Here is a 15,413-nt window from a genome sequence, read left to right as displayed (position 1 = left end):
AGTACGTTTGACGGTTTGGCAAGCCGCTGGTCTACTCCCTCCCATGACCTCCACCACACTGCCACTTGCGTTGGACGCCGTTGCCGTCGTCGAGTCGATCGCCGACCTGGTCTGCGAGAACTACGTCTTCCCCGATGTCGCCCGGCAACTCGCGGCCCTGCTGAGGCGCCGGAGTGTCGAGGGATCCTACCGGGCCGAATCCGCCCAGGAGTTGGCCGAAGCGGTCACCGCGGACCTGCGGTCCGTCAACGGCGACCTGCACCTGGCCCTCAAGTACCACGCCGTGCCGGTGCCGCCGGAGCAGGGCGCGGCGGTACTCGCCGCGATGCGGAGGGAATTCGACGCCTCCCTGGGCGGTGTTCCGCGCGTGGAGCTCCTCGACGGCGGCGTCGCGCTCCTGGAGATCGCACCCAAGATGTTCCCGCTGGACTGGGCGGCGCGGCCGCTGGCCGCGGCGCTCTCACTGGTGGCACCCGCCCGAGCCCTCATCCTGGACCTGCGCCGCAACACCGGTGGCGATCCGGACACGGTCGCCTTCATCTGCGGCTACCTGCTCGACGGCCGCACGCACCTCAACACCATGCTCTCGCGGCAGGGGGAGGTGGCCGAGCAGTCCTGGACGCCCCCGTTCGTACCGGGTGCCCGCTTCGGCGGCACCAAGCCGCTCTACGTGCTGACGAGCGGAAACACCTTCTCCGCGGGCGAGGAGCTCGCCTACGACCTGCAGCAGCTCGGGCGCGCCGAGGTCGTCGGGGAGGCCACCCGGGGCGGCGCGCACCCGCGCCAGGGCTGGACGGTGCACCCGCACCTGGAGCTCAGCGTGCCCGTCGCCCGCGCCGTCAACCCGGTCTCGGGCACCAACTGGGAGGGCACCGGCGTCCGGCCCGATGTGCCGTGTGACGCCGAGGCGGCGCTCGACCGCGCGCTGCCCCTGGCCGTGGCGCGCCTGACCTGAGCGCAACGGTCGGCAGCGGCCGTCCGCGGCCGTCCGCGGCGAGGTGGATTTTCGTGGTCAGCCCGCCGCGGAGCGTCCGACCGGGCGAGCAGGGCGGTGAAGACCTGCTCCCAGGTGCCGTCGATCGCCCACGCGATCGCGTCGATCACCTGCCCGCGGTCACGCCACCGCCCGCCCCGCTTTGGCGTCCGTCGTCCGTCGTCCGTCGGGCAACAAGGGCTCAATCCGCGCCCACTGCACGTCAGTCAACGGCACGACCGGACCGGTGATCCGGTGATCGGAAGGTAGCGGTCATTGGGCGGGGTGATTCGGGCACACTGGGGCGATGAACTTCGGGGCGGGGCTCGGCGAGGATGGCTGGGACGATGACGGGGCCCTCCGGGCTGCGCTGAGGCGTACGGCCGAGGGGCTCGGGCTCGTCCTGCCCGAGTCGGACGGGAGGTGGGGTCGCCTTGCGGAGTACGTCGACGCGGGGAGCGGTCGGCGCGTGATGGTGTATCCGCCAGGCGAGAGGCACCGGACTTTCCAGGTGAATCTCCAGGACAACAGCACGCGCCTGGCCTGGGGGTGGACCGCAGACCTGGCCGAGGTGGTCAGGGCGACGGCGGCGTGGACGGGCGGCGCGGGGCTCGAGGAGACCAGCGCGCACGCCCCGTTCGTCCGGTTCAGGCCCTGGGCCCTCGTCCACGAGCGGGAGCCGTTCGGTGTCGTCGAGTTGGAGTGGCGCGTCAAGCTCGACCGCATCCACATGCCGCCGTACGACCGGCACCCGCGCCCCCACGCGCTGCTGGCGGCGGCGTACGCCCAGCCGGTGCTCCGCCGGCTGATGCCGGTCAACAGCCACTTCAACCTCTGGTTCTCCACCAGTGTCGAGGAGTTCTGGAGGGCGCGGGTCGGGTACATCATCTGCCCGTACGACGAGGGGCTGTACGGGGTGCGGAAGGAGGGCGAGCTGGTCGCGCGCACCGAGACGCCGGAGGAAGCCGTCGCCTTCGTGGTGGCCGCCCTCCCGGAGGGGCTCGGGCCGGCGAACTGAGGCAGCGCCTGGAGGCCGCCTGCACCAAGGCCATCACGGTCGGCGACCCGTCTACCGCACCATCAAGGGCATCCTGATCGCCGGCACCGAGACCGACCCCGAACCGGAGACCGGCGCCGCCGGGTTACACCTTGCTCGCCTCTCGGACGGTGTGGAGGCGGACCAGGACGTTGTAGGCCCGGCCGATGGCGAGGTAGTCCGCGCCCAGGGCGTCGTGGAGGAACACGCCCTGGGTCTTCGGATACGTCGTGGGGGTCGGTGCGGTGTAGCCGACATGGTCGTCGGCGGCCGACAGCAGGATCCTGCCGCCGGTGCGCCGCTGCCACCACACCGTGGTCTCGGCCATCACCTGGTCGCGGGAACAAAGCCACAGCGGGTGTCCGGCGTACCCGTGATCCTGCTCAGGCAGGTACGGATGAACGTGCCGGTGAACCGTCGACGGCCGCCTTGACTTAAAGTGCGCTTCACTTTCTAGGGTTCCTTCCAGTTGATCATCCGACGAAGGGGGAAAGCGCTCGTGATCCTCGTGACAGGAGCCACCGGAAACATCGGAAGTGCTCTGCTCAAGGAACTGCAGGCGTGCGGTGCCGGACCGCTCAGGGGGCTCACCCGTGATGCCGCACGGGCAGCGTTCTCCGAAGGGGTCGAGGTCGTCGAGGGTGACTTCGCCGAGACGGCGTCACTGAAGCCCGCGCTGGAGGGCGTCCGCTCCCTTTTCCTCGTATCACGCCTGGGTTCGGACGCCGACATCCTCGACGCCGCCCGGCAGGCGGGCGTGGAGCATGTCGTGCTCGTCTCGTCCATCACCGTCCAGACCCATCCGCACCTTGGCCCTGCGGGCGAGAACCTCGCTGTCGAGCGGCTGCTCAAGGACAGCGGCATGGCCTGGACGATCCTGCGGCCGACACAGTTCGCCTCGAACGCGATGATGTGGGCGGCGTCGATCCGCGACGGGCAGACGGTCCGCATGCCGTACGCGGACACCGGCCTGCCGACGATCCACCCCGCGGACATCGCGTCCGTGGCGCGCGTTGCCCTGACCGAGCCCGGCCACCGGGGCCAGACGTACGCACTGACCGGCCCGGAACGGGTGACCGTCCGTCAGCAGGTCGAGTCCATCGCGGCGGTACTCGGGCGGGAGGTGCCGTTCGCCGAGATCAGCCGGGAGGAGGCCCACGCTCAGATGACCGCGGTCTTCGGAGCCGGGGCTGCGGACGCGGTGCTCGACGTGACGGGCGGAGACGTCAACGAAGCGCTGCTGCAGGTGCGCGACACGGTTGCGCAGGTCACCGGCTCAGTGGCTAGGCCCTTCCAGCAGTGGGCATCGGAGAACGCCGCAGCCTTCCGCTGAGCTCCTCGCCCTGAGCATGTCTACCCGTATGCGGCTGGGCACGTCCCGGTGTACGCCGACAAGGGGCATGGACCCCAAGCTCGTCGCGGCCGCCTTCGGAATGAATCCCGAGGCCACCCTCATCTACCTTGCTGATCACATTGACCCAGGATGATTTTCGGATCAGCACGAACGGACGCCCTAGGTCTGGGTGCCGGGGACCTGCTCGTCCGCAGCCTCGGTCATGGCGAGGCCGGCGCTGACGGCCTGCCTGTCATCGATTCCGACGTGCCGAAGGTAGGCCCACCGATCCAGCTGAGTGCATGCCCAGTTGGGATCGTATGCTGCGGTGGGCAGCTGCGGGATGCGCTTGCGACCGGTTTCATCCAGTCGGTACGGCTCCTCGAACGCGTTGTTCCACGCCTGGATAGCGGGGGTGTACCGCTGTTCGGCCTCCTCGGCGCTGATCCCCAGGTAGGCCGCTATCTGTGCCCAGGAACTCCCACGTTCGACTTCGTAGATGACGGCCGATTTCAGAGTCCGTTCGGCCAGGTCGACGAGCTGCCGGGCTTGGCTGACTCGACCGCCGAATCCGGTGTCGGCATCATTGCGGGTGCCCACCAGCCCCGAGGCGCCGTCAGCCACCTCCGTGGCGTTGTCGGCGAGTACGAGTCGGGCCAGCCCTTCGCGGGAGTATGCGGCTCGGTCGCGGTCATAGGGGGTGGGCTCACTCATGAGGGACAGAGTCCCATGTCCGCCTCGATCCGGTTGGGCCAGGAGTTGTTGGTCGACGGGGCGATTGCTGCCGGATGCTGCACTCAGTTCCTCGGCAGTTCCAGGGCGTCGCGCAGTCGTCCGTCCGAGGCGGCGAGGAGCCGGGCGGCGGTGGGTGCGTCGACGTCGGCGAGCAGGACCAGGACGGCGTCCTTCGTCCGGCCGTCGGTGGCGGTGAGGGCGCGGCGGACGGCGTCCTCGTCGGCGCCGGTGGCCTCGGCGACGATCCGGCGGGCGCGGTCGCGCAGCTTGGCGTTGGTGGCCCGCAGATCGACCATCAGATTTCCGTACGTCCGGCCGAGGCGGACCATCACGGCCGTGGACAGCAGGTTGAGCACCAGCTTCTGCGCGGTGCCGGCCTTCAGCCGGGTGGACCCGGCCAGCACCTCCGGGCCGACCTCCACTTCGATCCCCAGCTCCGCCGCCGCCACCAGTGCCGAACCCCGGTTGCACGCCAGCCCGACGGTGAGTGCCCCGGCCGCCCGCGCGGCGCGGACGGCGGCCAGCGGGTACGGGGTGCGGCCCGAGGCGGAGACGCCCACCAGGGTGTCGGCCGGGGTGAGGCCGAGCGCCGCGACGTCCGCCTCGGCGAGGTCGGTGCGGTCCTCGGCGCCCTCGACGGCCCCCGTCACGGCCGTCCGGCCGCCCGCGATCAGGCCGACCACCAGGGCCGGATCGGTGCCGAAGGTTGGCGGGCACTCGGCGGCGTCCAGCACCCCGAGCCGCCCGGCCGTGCCCGCCCCCGCGTAGACCAGCCGCCCGCCGCGCGCCATCCGGGCGGCCACGGCGTCGACCACGGCGGCGATCCGCGCCAACTCCCCGGCGACGGCGGCGGGGACGGTGCGGTCCTCGGCGTTCATCAGGCGGAGCAGGTCGAGCGTGGGCAGCCGGTCGATCCCGGCCCAGTCGGCGCGGACCGTCTCGGTGGGGGGTACGGCGTCCTGGGTCATCGCGGCCTCGGGGGTGTCCAGGGGTGCCAACGGATGGTCCCCGCGATCCTACGGGCGCCGCCGGTCCTCGCCGGTGCCCGGCAGAGGTTCCGGCCGAGGATCCGGCCGAGGAGGCGTCAGATGGCCTGCCGGTTCGCTGCTCAGGCCATCCAGAAGAAGACCGCCGTCATCCGGCGGTCCGCCAGGTCGGTGCCGTAGTAGTTCGTGGCGCTGTGGATCAGGTTGGCGTGGTAGAGGAGCAGTTGGTTGTAGCGGTTCGGGACGCGGACGTCCTCGGTGAAGTGGTCGGCGGGGACGTGGCGGGTGCCGAGGGCCTCGACCAGGTTGTTGTGCGGGGCGTTGACCAGGTTGCCGCCGAGGCGGCCGCCGGGGAACTGCTGCCGGTAGAAGCTGGTTCCGGCGTCCTTGGGGGCGCCCGGGCTCAGGTAGAGCACGGCGGCGTAGCGGCAGAGCGCGCGGGAGTCGGTGTGGGGGCGGGACTCCGACTCCCCGGCGCCGACGACCTGGACGCAGTTGTGGTTGAGCGTGCCGCCGCCCGGGGTGCTCTGCACCCACAGCCGGGAGGCGCCGGTGGCCTTGCGAACCTGGGCCTCTACCCGCGCCAGCTCGTCCGGCTCCAGGCCGGGCATGGTGCGCAGGCCGGGCCAGGTCTCGGGGCGGTACGGGTAGCCCTCGGTCCAGTCGCCGCGGGCCAGAACGCGCTCGCGGACCGCGTCCGGATCGGGCAGGACGTTGTCCAGGACCCAGTAGTCCCGGCCGCGGGTGGGCTTGCGGTAGGGCAGGACCGGCAGTGCGGTGGGCCTGATGGGCTGTGAGGGCATGGGCCGACCATAGGGGCGTCCCGCGTCAACTATCTGCCGTGAACAGGTCAACCTTTCGTCAAGTGCTGCGCAGGTGGGAGCGGCCCCGGGGCCCTCATCGGCGGATGCGGAGGAAGACGCCCGTGAGGATGAGGAGGGTGAGCGCCAACAGGATTCCGGCCTCGACGAGTTGGATCGGGACGAGGTGGGCGGAGGGGTGGTACTGGAGCCAGGTGCCGGTGGCTCCGTCGCACCGGTGCGTGGTGATGCACGCGTCGGAGCCGATGCGGCTGCCGTCCGGCATGATGGCCTCGCGGTTGATCAGCCACGCGTTGGTGGGTTGCGAGGCGTGCAGGGGAGCCGTCTCGTCGACGGTGGGGTAGAAGGACGGGCGGGCCCAGCGGATCAGGCCGTGGGCGGTCGCGACCAGCGCGCCGGTGAGGAACATCGCGGGCAGGGTCCGGCGCGTCAACTGGCCGACGAGGACGCCCAGGGCCAGGGCGAACAGGGACCAGGCGACCGGCGCCACCCCAAGGGCCGGGTAGGTGAAGAACTGGAACGGCGGGTCGAAGGCGACCGGCCCGTGCACGATGTCCTTCCACCACACCCAGCTCATCAGTGCGGCGAGCACGCCGGTGACGGCCAGAACGGCGAGGCCGGGTACCGCGAGGCGGGCGGCCAGCCAGCGGACCGGGCTGACGGACTGTGCGCGGATCAGGCGAATCGTGCCGCGCTCGTGCTCCTGGGCCAGCAGCGGCGCGCCGATGAACACGCCGATCAGCAGCGGGACGGCCGTGACCGCGGGCTGGAGCACGGAGATGTACCAGAAGTTCGGTCGGTCGATCGGCGAGAGCAGCGCCCAGCACTGGGCGCTGTCCCAGCTCTCGGGGCTGTAGCAGCCCGTCCGGCGCAGCACGCCCACGGTGTGGCTGCAGAGGACGTGGATCCAGATGAGGTCGGCCGCCACCAGGATCAGCAGTGCGGCCAGTGTCCGGAGCATCACGCGACTTTGACGGATCGTCAGCCAGAGCAGTCCGCGCAGTCGGGGGGCGGCGGAGCGATCGCGGCTCATCGGTGTGGGGGCGGGCTTCGCCTGGTCGGTCAGGACGTTGGTGCTCATGCCGCCTTCTCGTCGTTGGCCGGGGTGGCGCCCGGTCGGGAGTCAGTCGGTCGGGGGGCGGTTGGTCGGGAGTCAGTCGGTCGGGGGTCGGCCGGTCGGGGGTCGGCCGGCGCGCGGAGGTAGCCGAGCAACAGCTCGTCCAGGCTGGGGCGTTCACTCTCCCAGGGGCCGTCCAGGGGCTCACCGGTGCGCACCAGGGCGGTCGCCCGGCGGCCGCCGACCCGCTGCTCGACCACCAGGTCGGCCGGGAGCGCGGCGCCCTCGGCGGGCCCGGTGAGCAGCTGGTGCCCGTCCAGGATGTCGTCCAGGTCGCCGGCCAGCCGGATCCGTCCGCCCTGGACGAGCAGCAGGTGGTCGATGACGCCGTCCAGTTCGGGGAGGATGTGCGAGGACACCACGATGGATGTGCCGCGCTCGGCGGCGGCCGACATCAGGGTGCCCATGAGCTGGTGCCGGGCGAGCGGGTCGAGGTCGGCCATCGGCTCGTCGAGCAGCAGCAGGTCGGGGAGCTTGCCGAGGGCGAGCGCCAGGGAGACCCGGGTGCGCTGGCCGCCGGAGAGTGAGCCGATCCGGGCCTTGGGGCGCAACTCGCCCTGGTCGACGATCTGTTGTGCCGTCTGCTGGTCCCAGGTCGGGTTGAGCTCGCGGCCCATCCGGAGCGTCTCGGCGACGGTGAGGCCCGGGTAGAGCGGCTTGTCCTGCGCCACGTAGGCGACGCGGGCGCGCTGCTCCGGTGTGGCCGCCGGTTCGCCGAATACCATCAACTCTCCTTCGGTGGGTTGGAGTTGGCGGGCGGCGAGGGAGAGCAGGGTGCTCTTGCCCGCGCCGTTGGGGCCGACCACGCCGCAGATCCGTCCGGCCGGGACGGTGAAGTCGCAGCCGTGCAGGGCCCATCCGCCCCGGTACTGCCTGCCGAGCCCGACGGCCTCCAGTGCCGGAGCTGCGGTTGTCGGGTCGTTCACCCGGTCCCCCCAATGTTTCGGTTGGTGTTGGCCGAGGGGCGCCCCCGCTGCCCCTGGGTTCGGTGGTGCCCGGGGAGACCCCGGAGTCCGTCAGTTCGGTGGTGCCGGGGAGACCCCGGAGTCCGTCAGTTCGGTGGTGCCGGAGAGACCCCGGGGGGCGACCCCGGTGTCGAAGCGCTGCTCCAGTGCGGAGGTCATCAGCGCGGCGATGTCCTCGCGCTCCAGCCCGGCTTCCCGGGCCCGGTCCACCCAGCCGACCAGGTCCGCGCGCAGCGGTCCGTCGGCCGCCGCCTCCGGCCGGGCGAGCGAGCGTCGGACGAAGGTGCCGAGCCCCGGGCGGGGCTCGACCAGTCCCTCGCGTTCGAGCTCGCGGTAGGCCTTCAGCACGGTGTTGGGGTTGATCGCGGTCAGCTCGACCACCTCACGGGCGGTCGGCAGCTTGTCCCCGGGCTGCAGCATTCCGAGCCGCAGCGCCTGCTTGGTCTGCTGCACGATCTGCTGGTAGGTGGAGACGCCGCTGCGCCGATCGATGCGGTACTCGATCACTCCCGTTGCGGCCTTTCACTAGTGCAATAGTGGAATGGTGGCCCACTGCGGCGCGCGGGTCAAGCCGGACCGGGGGCGGGAGGGGCGGGAGAGGCTGAAGGGCGGGAGAGACGGGGCCGGGTCAGGGGCGTTTGAGTAGGAGCAGGCCGTCCTGGTCGACCAGTCGCTGGTAGCCGTGGTTCTGGTAGGCCGCCAGCATGCGGGCCGTGGCGGCGGTCGCGCACGGGGACTGCACGCTCGGATCGTGCAGGTCGACGGCCACCCACTGCGGGCCGGGCCCGACCGGCTCCTGGCAGACCAGGGTGACCTCCGCCCGGCCGGTGAGCTGGGCGGCCAGCCGGTTGGAGGCGGCCACGCTGGCGTCGTCGGGTATCAGGTGGAGCATCGCCCGGGTCTCGGTCAGCCGGGGCGAGGTGCGCCACGCCTCGGGCATCGCCACCTCGTGCAGCGGATAGATCGCCAGTGTCACGGCCGTCACCAGGGCGGTGACGGCGAGTGCGCGTCGGACCCGGCGGGTGGTCTGGTGGTGCGGGGCGGTGGAGGCGGGTGCGGGAGCGGGGCGGCCCGCGGGGGCGATCGGGTGCATGGCGTCGGGGCCTTCCGCGATGTCGGAGCGGTGCACGGTGTCGACGCGTACTGCCGGGGTGGTGCGGCGTACCGCGTCGGCGGGTACTGCGGGGGTGGTGCGGCGTATGGCGTCGACCAGGGCGGCGAGGACGATCGGCATCAGCACCGCGCTGTAGTGGTAACTGACGCCCCAGTAGTGAGGGTTGGTCGACAGCAGCCGCCAGGCCAGGGTCGGCAGGCAGAGCAGGATGAGCGGTGAGCGCAGACCGAGGAAGCCGCCGGTCGCGGCGAGCAGGAACAGCAGCAGCCACTTGATCGGCGGCCAGCCGAGCCGCAGGGGCAGGGCAGAGAGCGGGGAGTGCCCGCCGCCGTCCAGCTGCTGCCAGTAGTCGAAGCCGCCGCTGGGGTTGAAGGCCGGCAGTACGACGAGGAGAGTGAGCGCGGTCGCGGCGACCCCGGCGGTGGCGAGGGCGAGGCCGGGCACCGGAGTGCGTCCGTTCTGCCGGGCCTGCCAGGCGATCAGCAGGCCGACGGCGGCGACCGTCAGCCCCATGTCCTCCTTGACCAGCAGCAGTGGCAGGGACCAGAGCGCGGCGGCGAGCGGTCGGCGCCGGCCGAGTGCGGTGGCGGCGAAGGCGAGCAGCGGAACGGCGAACGCGATCTCGTGGAAGTCGTCGGCCGCGGCTCGGACGATCCCCCAGGACGCCCCCGTGGCGCAGCCGACGAGCAGCGCCACCCTCGGCCCGGCCACCTGATGGGCCCAGCGGGTGAGCGGGACGACGGCCAGCGCCATCAGCAGCGCCTGGGCGACCAGGAGGGTGAGCGGGCTCGGGAAGGCCCGGTAGGCGGGGGCGAGGAGGGCGATCAACGGGTGGAAGTGGTCGCCGAGCAGATCGTAGCCGGGTGCCTTGAGCGGCACGATCGGCTCGCGGCCGTGTGCGTACGCCCGGACGGCTTGCTCGAAGATCCCCAGGTCATAGGCCTTGGTGAGGCCGCGTCGGTGCCGGTTGACGGCGACGCAGGTGTAGAGCGCGGCGAAGCCGGCCGCCAGGCCCCAGGCCAGCGCGGCGGGGCGGCGCGGGGGAGGGGCGGCGGATGGAAGGGCGACGGGCGGGTTGAGCGCGGTGACAGTCACGGGCATCGGCAAAGTACCCTTTCACTATTCGATTAGTGGAAGGGTGATGGAAGCCCGAGCGGGCGTCAAACCCGGTCCGGCGGTGCCGATCGGGCCTTTGGTGTGCTCGTTTTCAGGCGGCGTTGCGGGTGGTTCCGGGTGGTTCCGCGCGTGTGGGGTGGGCGCGGTATCCGGTTGCGGGCTGCCGTTCGCCGCCCGCAGGGCGCCTGCCGGCCCCGGTCGGCGGTCCGGCTCGGTCTAGCTCTCGCGGACGGCGTAGGAGCCGAGGGCGCCCTCCAGTCGGTCGAAGGCCTGGGCGGCGGAGGGGTGTACGGCGGTGGCGATGGCGGCCTGATCCTCGCCGGCCAGGGTGCGGCGGAATACCTCGGAGAGCACCGCCCGGTCGACGGCGGCGAGCAGGGCGGCGGCGACCCGGCTCTCGAAGTCGACGCCCTGGGCGTCGTCGGGAGTCGCGTGCACGGCCTCGGCCAGCGCCTCGGCGAGTGCGGCCTCGCTCTGCTCGTGCAGTTCGCGCAGTCGGGCGCCCAGGGCGGGACTCTCGGCGATGGTGCGGGCGAAGTCGGGGCCGGAGAAGCCGAGTCGCGGATCGTGCCGCTCCAGCCCGGCCAGGCAGTCGCGGCGCAGTGCGGCGAGGGCGGACTCGCCGGGGGCGCGCTCGGCGACGGCGAGGGGGAGCCGGTCGACGATCTCCTCGTGCAGATCGAAGAAGAGGTCCTCCTTGCGCGGGAAGTGGTTGGTGACGGTCATCTTGGCGACCCCGGCGGCGGCCGCCACCTCGGCGATGGTCGTGCGGTCGAAGCCGCGCTCGATGAAGAGCCTGGTCGCGGCGTGCGAGATCGCCTCGCGGGTGCGGCGCTTGTTGAGCTCGCGCAGATTCGGGGTGGTGCCGGTGTCGGTCATGGTCCGAGCCTAGCGCAGCTCGCTGGGTCGAGCACAGAAATTAGGCTTGACCCAATCAATGGGTCCGTCCTAAGTTCTTTCCGGGCGGTCGGGGCGGCCGCCGGAGGAACGACCCGGGGAGGGCACATGACCATGTCGGTCACCACGAAGGGCAGGACGGGCGAGGTGCGGCCGGAGCGGCCGGAACCATTGCCACCGGGCCTGTGGAAGATTGGCGTGGTGCTCGCGCTGGGCCCGATCCTGGCCCTGCTGGACGCCACGATCGTCAACGTCGGCATCGATTCGGTCGCCCGCGATCTGCACAGCTCGATGGAGGCGGTGCAGTGGGTGGCCGCGGGGTACCTGCTGGCGATATCGCTGACCATGCCGCTCTCGGGCTGGGCCGCCGGTCGGTTCGGGGCCCGGCGGGCCTGGCTCGGCTCGGTCGTCCTGTTCGTGCTCGGATCCGCGCTCTGCGGCCTGGCCTGGTCGACGGGCAGCCTGATCGCCTTCCGGGTGCTCCAGGGCATCGGCGGCGGAATGATCCAGCCGCTCGGGCAGACGATCATGGTGCAGGCGGCCGGGCCGTCCCGGATCGGCCGGGTCATGGGCACCCTGCTGCTCCCGATCAGCCTCGCCCCGGTCCTGGGGCCGATCCTCGGCGGGCTGGTGCTGGAGCACCTGGACTGGCGTTGGATGTTCCTGCTGAACGTGCCGGTGGGGATGTTGACCGTGCTGCTGGCGGCCCGCTGGCTCCCGGCCGAGGCGCGGTCCGCACTCCCGCGGCCCCGGCTGGACGTGACCGGCCTGGTGCTGCTGTCGCCCGGCCTGACCGCACTGGTCTACGGACTGTCCACAGTCGGCGAGGGAAGCACGGCCGGCCCGGTGGCGGTCGCGGCGGGAGCGGTGCTGCTGGCGGCCTACGGGCGGCACGCGCTGCGGGTCGGGCGGCGTGGCGAGCGGGCTCCGCTGATCGACCTTCGGTTGTTCGCGCGGCGGGGCTTCGCCGTGGCGACGGCGAACAGCTTCCTACAGGGAGCCGTGCTGTACAGCTCGATGTTCCTGGTGCCGCTCTACTACCAGCAGGTGGAGCACGCCGGAGCGGTGGCGGCCGGGCTGCTGCTCGCACCCCAGGCGCTCGGTACGGCGGGCACCTCGCTGCTGTCCGGCCGAATAGCCGACCGCTTCGCGCCGCGCCCGCTGATCCTGGTCGGCATCGGCTGCTCGCTGCTCGGCACCCTCGCCTTCACCCAACTCGGCCACGGGTCCGGCCCCGCCGACTGGCTGGTCGTCGGCTCGCTGGCGCTGCGCGGGGTGGGCATGGGGATCATCGTGATCCCCGGGATGGCGGCGGTGTACGGGAGCGTCGAGAAGGCCCAGGTGCCTGCGGCCGCCGTTGCGATCAACGTCCTCAACCGGCTCGGCGGGGCGCTCGGTACGGCGGTGCTGACGCTGGTTCTCCAGCAGACCCAGGCGGGGCACCCGGGTCATCCCGGGGCGGCTTTCGGCGCGACCTTCTGGTGGGTGCTGGCCCTGTCGGCGCTCTCGATCACACCGGCCCTGCTCTACCCGGGCTCCGCCCGTAAGGCGGGCTGACCGGGCCGCAGCCCTTGATCATCCATCATTTCCGTTCGACCGTTTCGACCCTGGAGGTACCCGTGTTCACCAAGCGCCCCGCTGGCCTGCGGCTGCTCACCGTGCACGCCCACCCCGACGACGAATCCAGCAAGGGCGCGGCCACCCTCGCCCGGTACGCGGCTGAGGGCGTGGACGTCCTGGTCGCGACCTGTACCGGTGGCGAGCGCGGTTCGGTGCTCAACCCGGCGTTGGACCGGCCCGAGATCCGCGCCGACCTCACCCGGATCCGGCGCGAGGAGATGGCCGCCGCGCGTGAAATCCTCGGCGTGCGGCAGCAGTTCCTCGGCTTCGTCGACTCCGGGATGCCGGGCCCGGACGAACCGCTGCCGGAGGACTGCTTCGCCGCCCAGCCGGTGGAGGTCGCGGCGGCACCGCTGGTCGCGCTGATCCGGGAGTTCCGTCCGCACGTCGTGATCACCTACGACGAGACGGGCGGGTACCCGCACCCGGACCACGTGATGACCCACAAGGTCGCCGTCGAGGCCTTCGAGGCCGCTGCCGATCCGAAGCGCCACCCCGAGGCGGGCGAGCCGTGGCAGGCGGCGAAGCTCTACTACCACCTGGCGCTCTCCCGGGTCTGGTTCCAGACGTTGCACGACGCCATGACGGAGTGCGGAGTTCCCTCGGAGATGGGTGAACTGCTCGCCGGCTGGCCGGACATCCCGCCGGCCCTCGCGACCACCACCCGGATCGCCTGCGCCGAACAGTTCGCCGTACGGGACGCAGCGATGCTGGCGCACGCCACCCAGGTCCAGCCCGGTGTCGCGTTCATGGCCCACCCACGGGACATCGAGCGCGAGGTCTGGCCGACCGAGGACTACCACCTGGCGCGGAGCTTCGTGTCCGACCCCGGCGGCCCGGTCGGGGCGGTCGAGAACGACCTGTTCGCGGGGGTGCGGGTGGCGGAAGGGGCTTGAGCCGGGCGTTCGAACAGGGCAGGTTGATCTCATGACAACTCCCCAGCCTGCCCCCGACGAGCAGAAGCTTACGATCGGTCAGGAGTCGCGGACCCGGACCCACAGCTGGACGCAGGGTCCGCCGATCGCCGAGTTCTCGCACCTCACCGGTGAGGAGATCCTGCTGGAGTGGATCGCCGGGCGGATCCCGGAGCCCTCGATCTGCAGCACGATGGGGTTCCACCTGACCGAGGTGAAGCCCGGAACGGCGGTGTTCGAGGGTGAGGTGGGAGACCACCTCTTCAACCCGATGAACACCGTCCACGGCGGGTACCTGGCCACCCTGCTCGACTCGGCGCTCGGCTGCGCCGTGCTGAGCAAGTTGCCGGCCGGGGTCGGGTACACCACCACCCAGCTGAACGTCCACATGCTGCGCCCGCTCTTCGCCGACTCGGAGCTGCTGCGCTGTGAGGGTGTGGTGCTGCACCAGGGCCGGACGATGGCGACGGCGGAGGCCAGGGTGGTGGGCGCGGAGAGCGGCAAGCTCTATGCGCACGCCACCACCACCTGCGCGATCCTGACGCCTCGCCCGGCGGCCTGACCTTCCTGCCCCCAAGGCCCGGATCGCTGCTGCTGCCGCTGTTGCTACCGCCGCTGCCATGGTCACTGCCGAGGCACGTGAACGGGCCCCGGCTATCGCGACAGCAGGGGCCCGACCCGAACACCCCCGAGAACCAGGGGGTGGGGCGCTCAGAGCACCGCCAGCACCCCACAGAGCGCAAGGAGGCCACAGATTCCGAAGTTGACCAGCTTGTGCGATAGGAAGATCGCCGCGAACTCGCGGATGGTCGCGCTCGGCCAGTAGTAGCGGGCGGTGGGCGAGCCGAAGACGTGCCCGTTGACGCCGGTCTTGCGGGCGGTCAGCGCCGCCCGGAAGGCATGGAAGTTGTTGGTCACCACGACGCAGCGGTAGTCGGGCTTGGCCCGTTCCATGATGGCCCTGCTGAAGAGCAGGTTCTCCTCGGTGGTGCGCGAGCGGTCCTCCCGCTCGATGTGCTCGGCCGGGAAGCCGCGCTCGATCAAGTAGTCGGCCATCGCGTCGGACTCCGGCAGCTTCTCGTCCGGACCCTGGCCGCCCGAGGTGATCAGCACCGGCGGGTTGCCACGCGCAGCCTGCTGCTCGTACACCTCGCGGCCCCGGTTGAGCCGGCTGGCCAGCAGCGGCGGCACGCGCTCGCCGCCGATCAGGCCGGACCCGAGGACGACCACGAAGTCCACGTCCCGGCGCGGCCGGTGGCGACCGTACAGGAAGGCGTAGCCGACGAAGCAGACGAACAGGAAGGAGATGTAGCCGACCACCAGTACGGCGGTGCCCGCCAGGATGGCGAGCCGCGGTGAGCGGGTGGCGATGGCGGCGAGGAGCAGCGCGATGACGGCGATGATGCCCAGCCCGGCGAGCAGGGAGAGCAGATTGGCCGGGCGTCGGCCCTCCTTGCGGATCATCGTCACGCCGTTGGCGAGCAGGAACCAGACCAGGGCCACCGTTCCGACGGTCGGCAGCAGGATGATCGCCACCGCCGCGAGTTCCGCCACCAGCGTGGGCGCCTTGCGGAGTTCGGCGAGCAGGGCGAGGGCGAGGAGCGAGACGGCGATGCCGAGCAGGACGGCATTGCTGAATCGGCGGCGGTCGCGCAGTACCCCGATCCCGCACAGCAGGAAGAACAGGGCGGCTGGGGCATAGGCGAGCATGGGTCGTATCGTAGGGGGAGCGGATGTGTGGATCATCTGTACGAACGGACCGTGGTCCCAAGTCGTTCCGCCCCTC

General features: G+C 71.6%; 15 protein-coding genes and 2 pseudogenes. 6 read left to right on the top strand and 11 right to left on the bottom strand.

Features of this window, described 5'->3' with window-relative positions:
* Nucleotides 1-43 precede the first annotated feature (43 nt).
* A pseudogene (locus tag ACIG5E_RS19800) lies at nucleotides 44-832 on the top strand (S41 family peptidase); the annotation flags it as partial.
* Between the two features lie 49 nt (nucleotides 833-881).
* On the opposite strand, the pseudogene ACIG5E_RS19795 reads toward ACIG5E_RS19800, so the two are convergent.
* Nucleotides 882-1,025, bottom strand: a pseudogene (locus ACIG5E_RS19795) (IS5/IS1182 family transposase); the annotation flags it as partial.
* A 459-nt stretch (nucleotides 1,026-1,484) separates the two neighbouring features.
* On the opposite strand from ACIG5E_RS19795, the gene ACIG5E_RS19790 reads away from it, so the two are divergent.
* Nucleotides 1,485-1,991 (top strand): DUF6193 family natural product biosynthesis protein, encoded by a 507-nt coding sequence (locus ACIG5E_RS19790; protein WP_396534927.1) that lies wholly within the window; start codon nucleotides 1,485-1,487, stop codon nucleotides 1,989-1,991.
* Nucleotides 1,992-2,115: 124 nt separating this feature from the next.
* Here ACIG5E_RS19790 and ACIG5E_RS19785 read toward each other — a convergent pair whose 3' ends face one another.
* A complete protein-coding gene (locus ACIG5E_RS19785; RefSeq protein WP_396534969.1) occupies nucleotides 2,116-2,478 on the bottom strand; it encodes an erythromycin esterase family protein in 363 nt (120 codons plus the stop codon).
* Nucleotides 2,479-2,508: 30 nt separating this feature from the next.
* Between ACIG5E_RS19785 and ACIG5E_RS19780 the strand changes: the two genes are divergently transcribed.
* Complete coding sequence (locus ACIG5E_RS19780) at nucleotides 2,509-3,342, top strand: NAD(P)H-binding protein (protein ID WP_396534925.1); 834 nt, start codon at nucleotides 2,509-2,511, stop codon at nucleotides 3,340-3,342.
* Nucleotides 3,343-3,522: 180 nt separating this feature from the next.
* Here ACIG5E_RS19780 and ACIG5E_RS19775 read toward each other — a convergent pair whose 3' ends face one another.
* The 8 genes from ACIG5E_RS19775 to ACIG5E_RS19740 all read right to left on the bottom strand — a co-directional run bounded on the left by ACIG5E_RS19775 (nucleotide 3,523) and on the right by ACIG5E_RS19740 (nucleotide 11,075).
* On the bottom strand, nucleotides 3,523-4,056 hold the full coding sequence (locus ACIG5E_RS19775; protein ID WP_396534923.1) for a hypothetical protein: 534 nt from the start codon (nucleotides 4,054-4,056) through the stop codon (nucleotides 3,523-3,525).
* A gap of 83 nt (nucleotides 4,057-4,139) precedes the next feature.
* Nucleotides 4,140-5,045, bottom strand: a complete 906-nt coding sequence (gene murQ / locus ACIG5E_RS19770; protein ID WP_396534967.1) for an N-acetylmuramic acid 6-phosphate etherase — start codon at nucleotides 5,043-5,045, stop codon at nucleotides 4,140-4,142.
* Between the two features lie 140 nt (nucleotides 5,046-5,185).
* Nucleotides 5,186-5,866, bottom strand: coding sequence for a DUF6445 family protein (locus ACIG5E_RS19765; RefSeq protein ID WP_396534921.1), 681 nt, complete (start codon nucleotides 5,864-5,866; stop codon nucleotides 5,186-5,188).
* Nucleotides 5,867-5,960: 94 nt separating this feature from the next.
* Complete coding sequence (locus ACIG5E_RS19760; RefSeq protein ID WP_396534919.1) at nucleotides 5,961-6,965, bottom strand: hypothetical protein; 1,005 nt, start codon at nucleotides 6,963-6,965, stop codon at nucleotides 5,961-5,963.
* Entirely contained in the window at nucleotides 6,962-7,927 is a 966-nt protein-coding gene (locus ACIG5E_RS19755; protein WP_396534917.1) for an ABC transporter ATP-binding protein, read from the bottom strand. Before ACIG5E_RS19755 ends, ACIG5E_RS19760 begins: the two co-directional genes overlap by 4 nt.
* A gap of 90 nt (nucleotides 7,928-8,017) precedes the next feature.
* Nucleotides 8,018-8,473 carry a GntR family transcriptional regulator gene (locus tag ACIG5E_RS19750; RefSeq protein WP_396534915.1) on the bottom strand — a complete coding sequence of 152 codons (456 nt, stop codon included), beginning with the start codon at nucleotides 8,471-8,473 and terminating at the stop codon, nucleotides 8,018-8,020.
* A gap of 121 nt (nucleotides 8,474-8,594) precedes the next feature.
* Complete coding sequence (locus tag ACIG5E_RS19745; protein ID WP_396534913.1) at nucleotides 8,595-10,181, bottom strand: DUF2079 domain-containing protein; 1,587 nt, start codon at nucleotides 10,179-10,181, stop codon at nucleotides 8,595-8,597.
* A gap of 231 nt (nucleotides 10,182-10,412) precedes the next feature.
* Nucleotides 10,413-11,075 (bottom strand): TetR/AcrR family transcriptional regulator, encoded by a 663-nt coding sequence (locus tag ACIG5E_RS19740; protein WP_396534911.1) that lies wholly within the window; start codon nucleotides 11,073-11,075, stop codon nucleotides 10,413-10,415.
* A 126-nt stretch (nucleotides 11,076-11,201) separates the two neighbouring features.
* Between ACIG5E_RS19740 and ACIG5E_RS19735 the strand changes: the two genes are divergently transcribed.
* From ACIG5E_RS19735 to ACIG5E_RS19725, 3 genes are all read left to right on the top strand, one after another.
* Nucleotides 11,202-12,650 carry an MDR family MFS transporter gene (locus tag ACIG5E_RS19735; RefSeq protein WP_396534909.1) on the top strand — a complete coding sequence of 483 codons (1,449 nt, stop codon included), beginning with the start codon at nucleotides 11,202-11,204 and terminating at the stop codon, nucleotides 12,648-12,650.
* Nucleotides 12,651-12,712: 62 nt separating this feature from the next.
* Nucleotides 12,713-13,609, top strand: coding sequence for a mycothiol conjugate amidase Mca (gene mca / locus ACIG5E_RS19730; protein WP_396534907.1), 897 nt, complete (start codon nucleotides 12,713-12,715; stop codon nucleotides 13,607-13,609).
* Between the two features lie 31 nt (nucleotides 13,610-13,640).
* Complete coding sequence (locus tag ACIG5E_RS19725; protein ID WP_396534905.1) at nucleotides 13,641-14,189, top strand: PaaI family thioesterase; 549 nt, start codon at nucleotides 13,641-13,643, stop codon at nucleotides 14,187-14,189.
* A gap of 149 nt (nucleotides 14,190-14,338) precedes the next feature.
* On the opposite strand, the gene ACIG5E_RS19720 is transcribed toward ACIG5E_RS19725, so the two are convergent.
* Nucleotides 14,339-15,337 carry a YdcF family protein gene (locus tag ACIG5E_RS19720; RefSeq protein ID WP_396534903.1) on the bottom strand — a complete coding sequence of 333 codons (999 nt, stop codon included), beginning with the start codon at nucleotides 15,335-15,337 and terminating at the stop codon, nucleotides 14,339-14,341.
* Nucleotides 15,338-15,413: the final 76 nt, after the last annotated feature.

The sequence above is a fragment of the Kitasatospora sp. NPDC053057 genome, assembly GCF_044546945.1.
In the GTDB taxonomy this organism is placed as follows: Bacteria; Actinomycetota; Actinomycetes; order Streptomycetales; family Streptomycetaceae; genus Kitasatospora.
The sequence above is the reverse complement of the archived record's forward strand: the minus strand, read 5'-3'. Positions and strand labels throughout refer to the sequence as shown.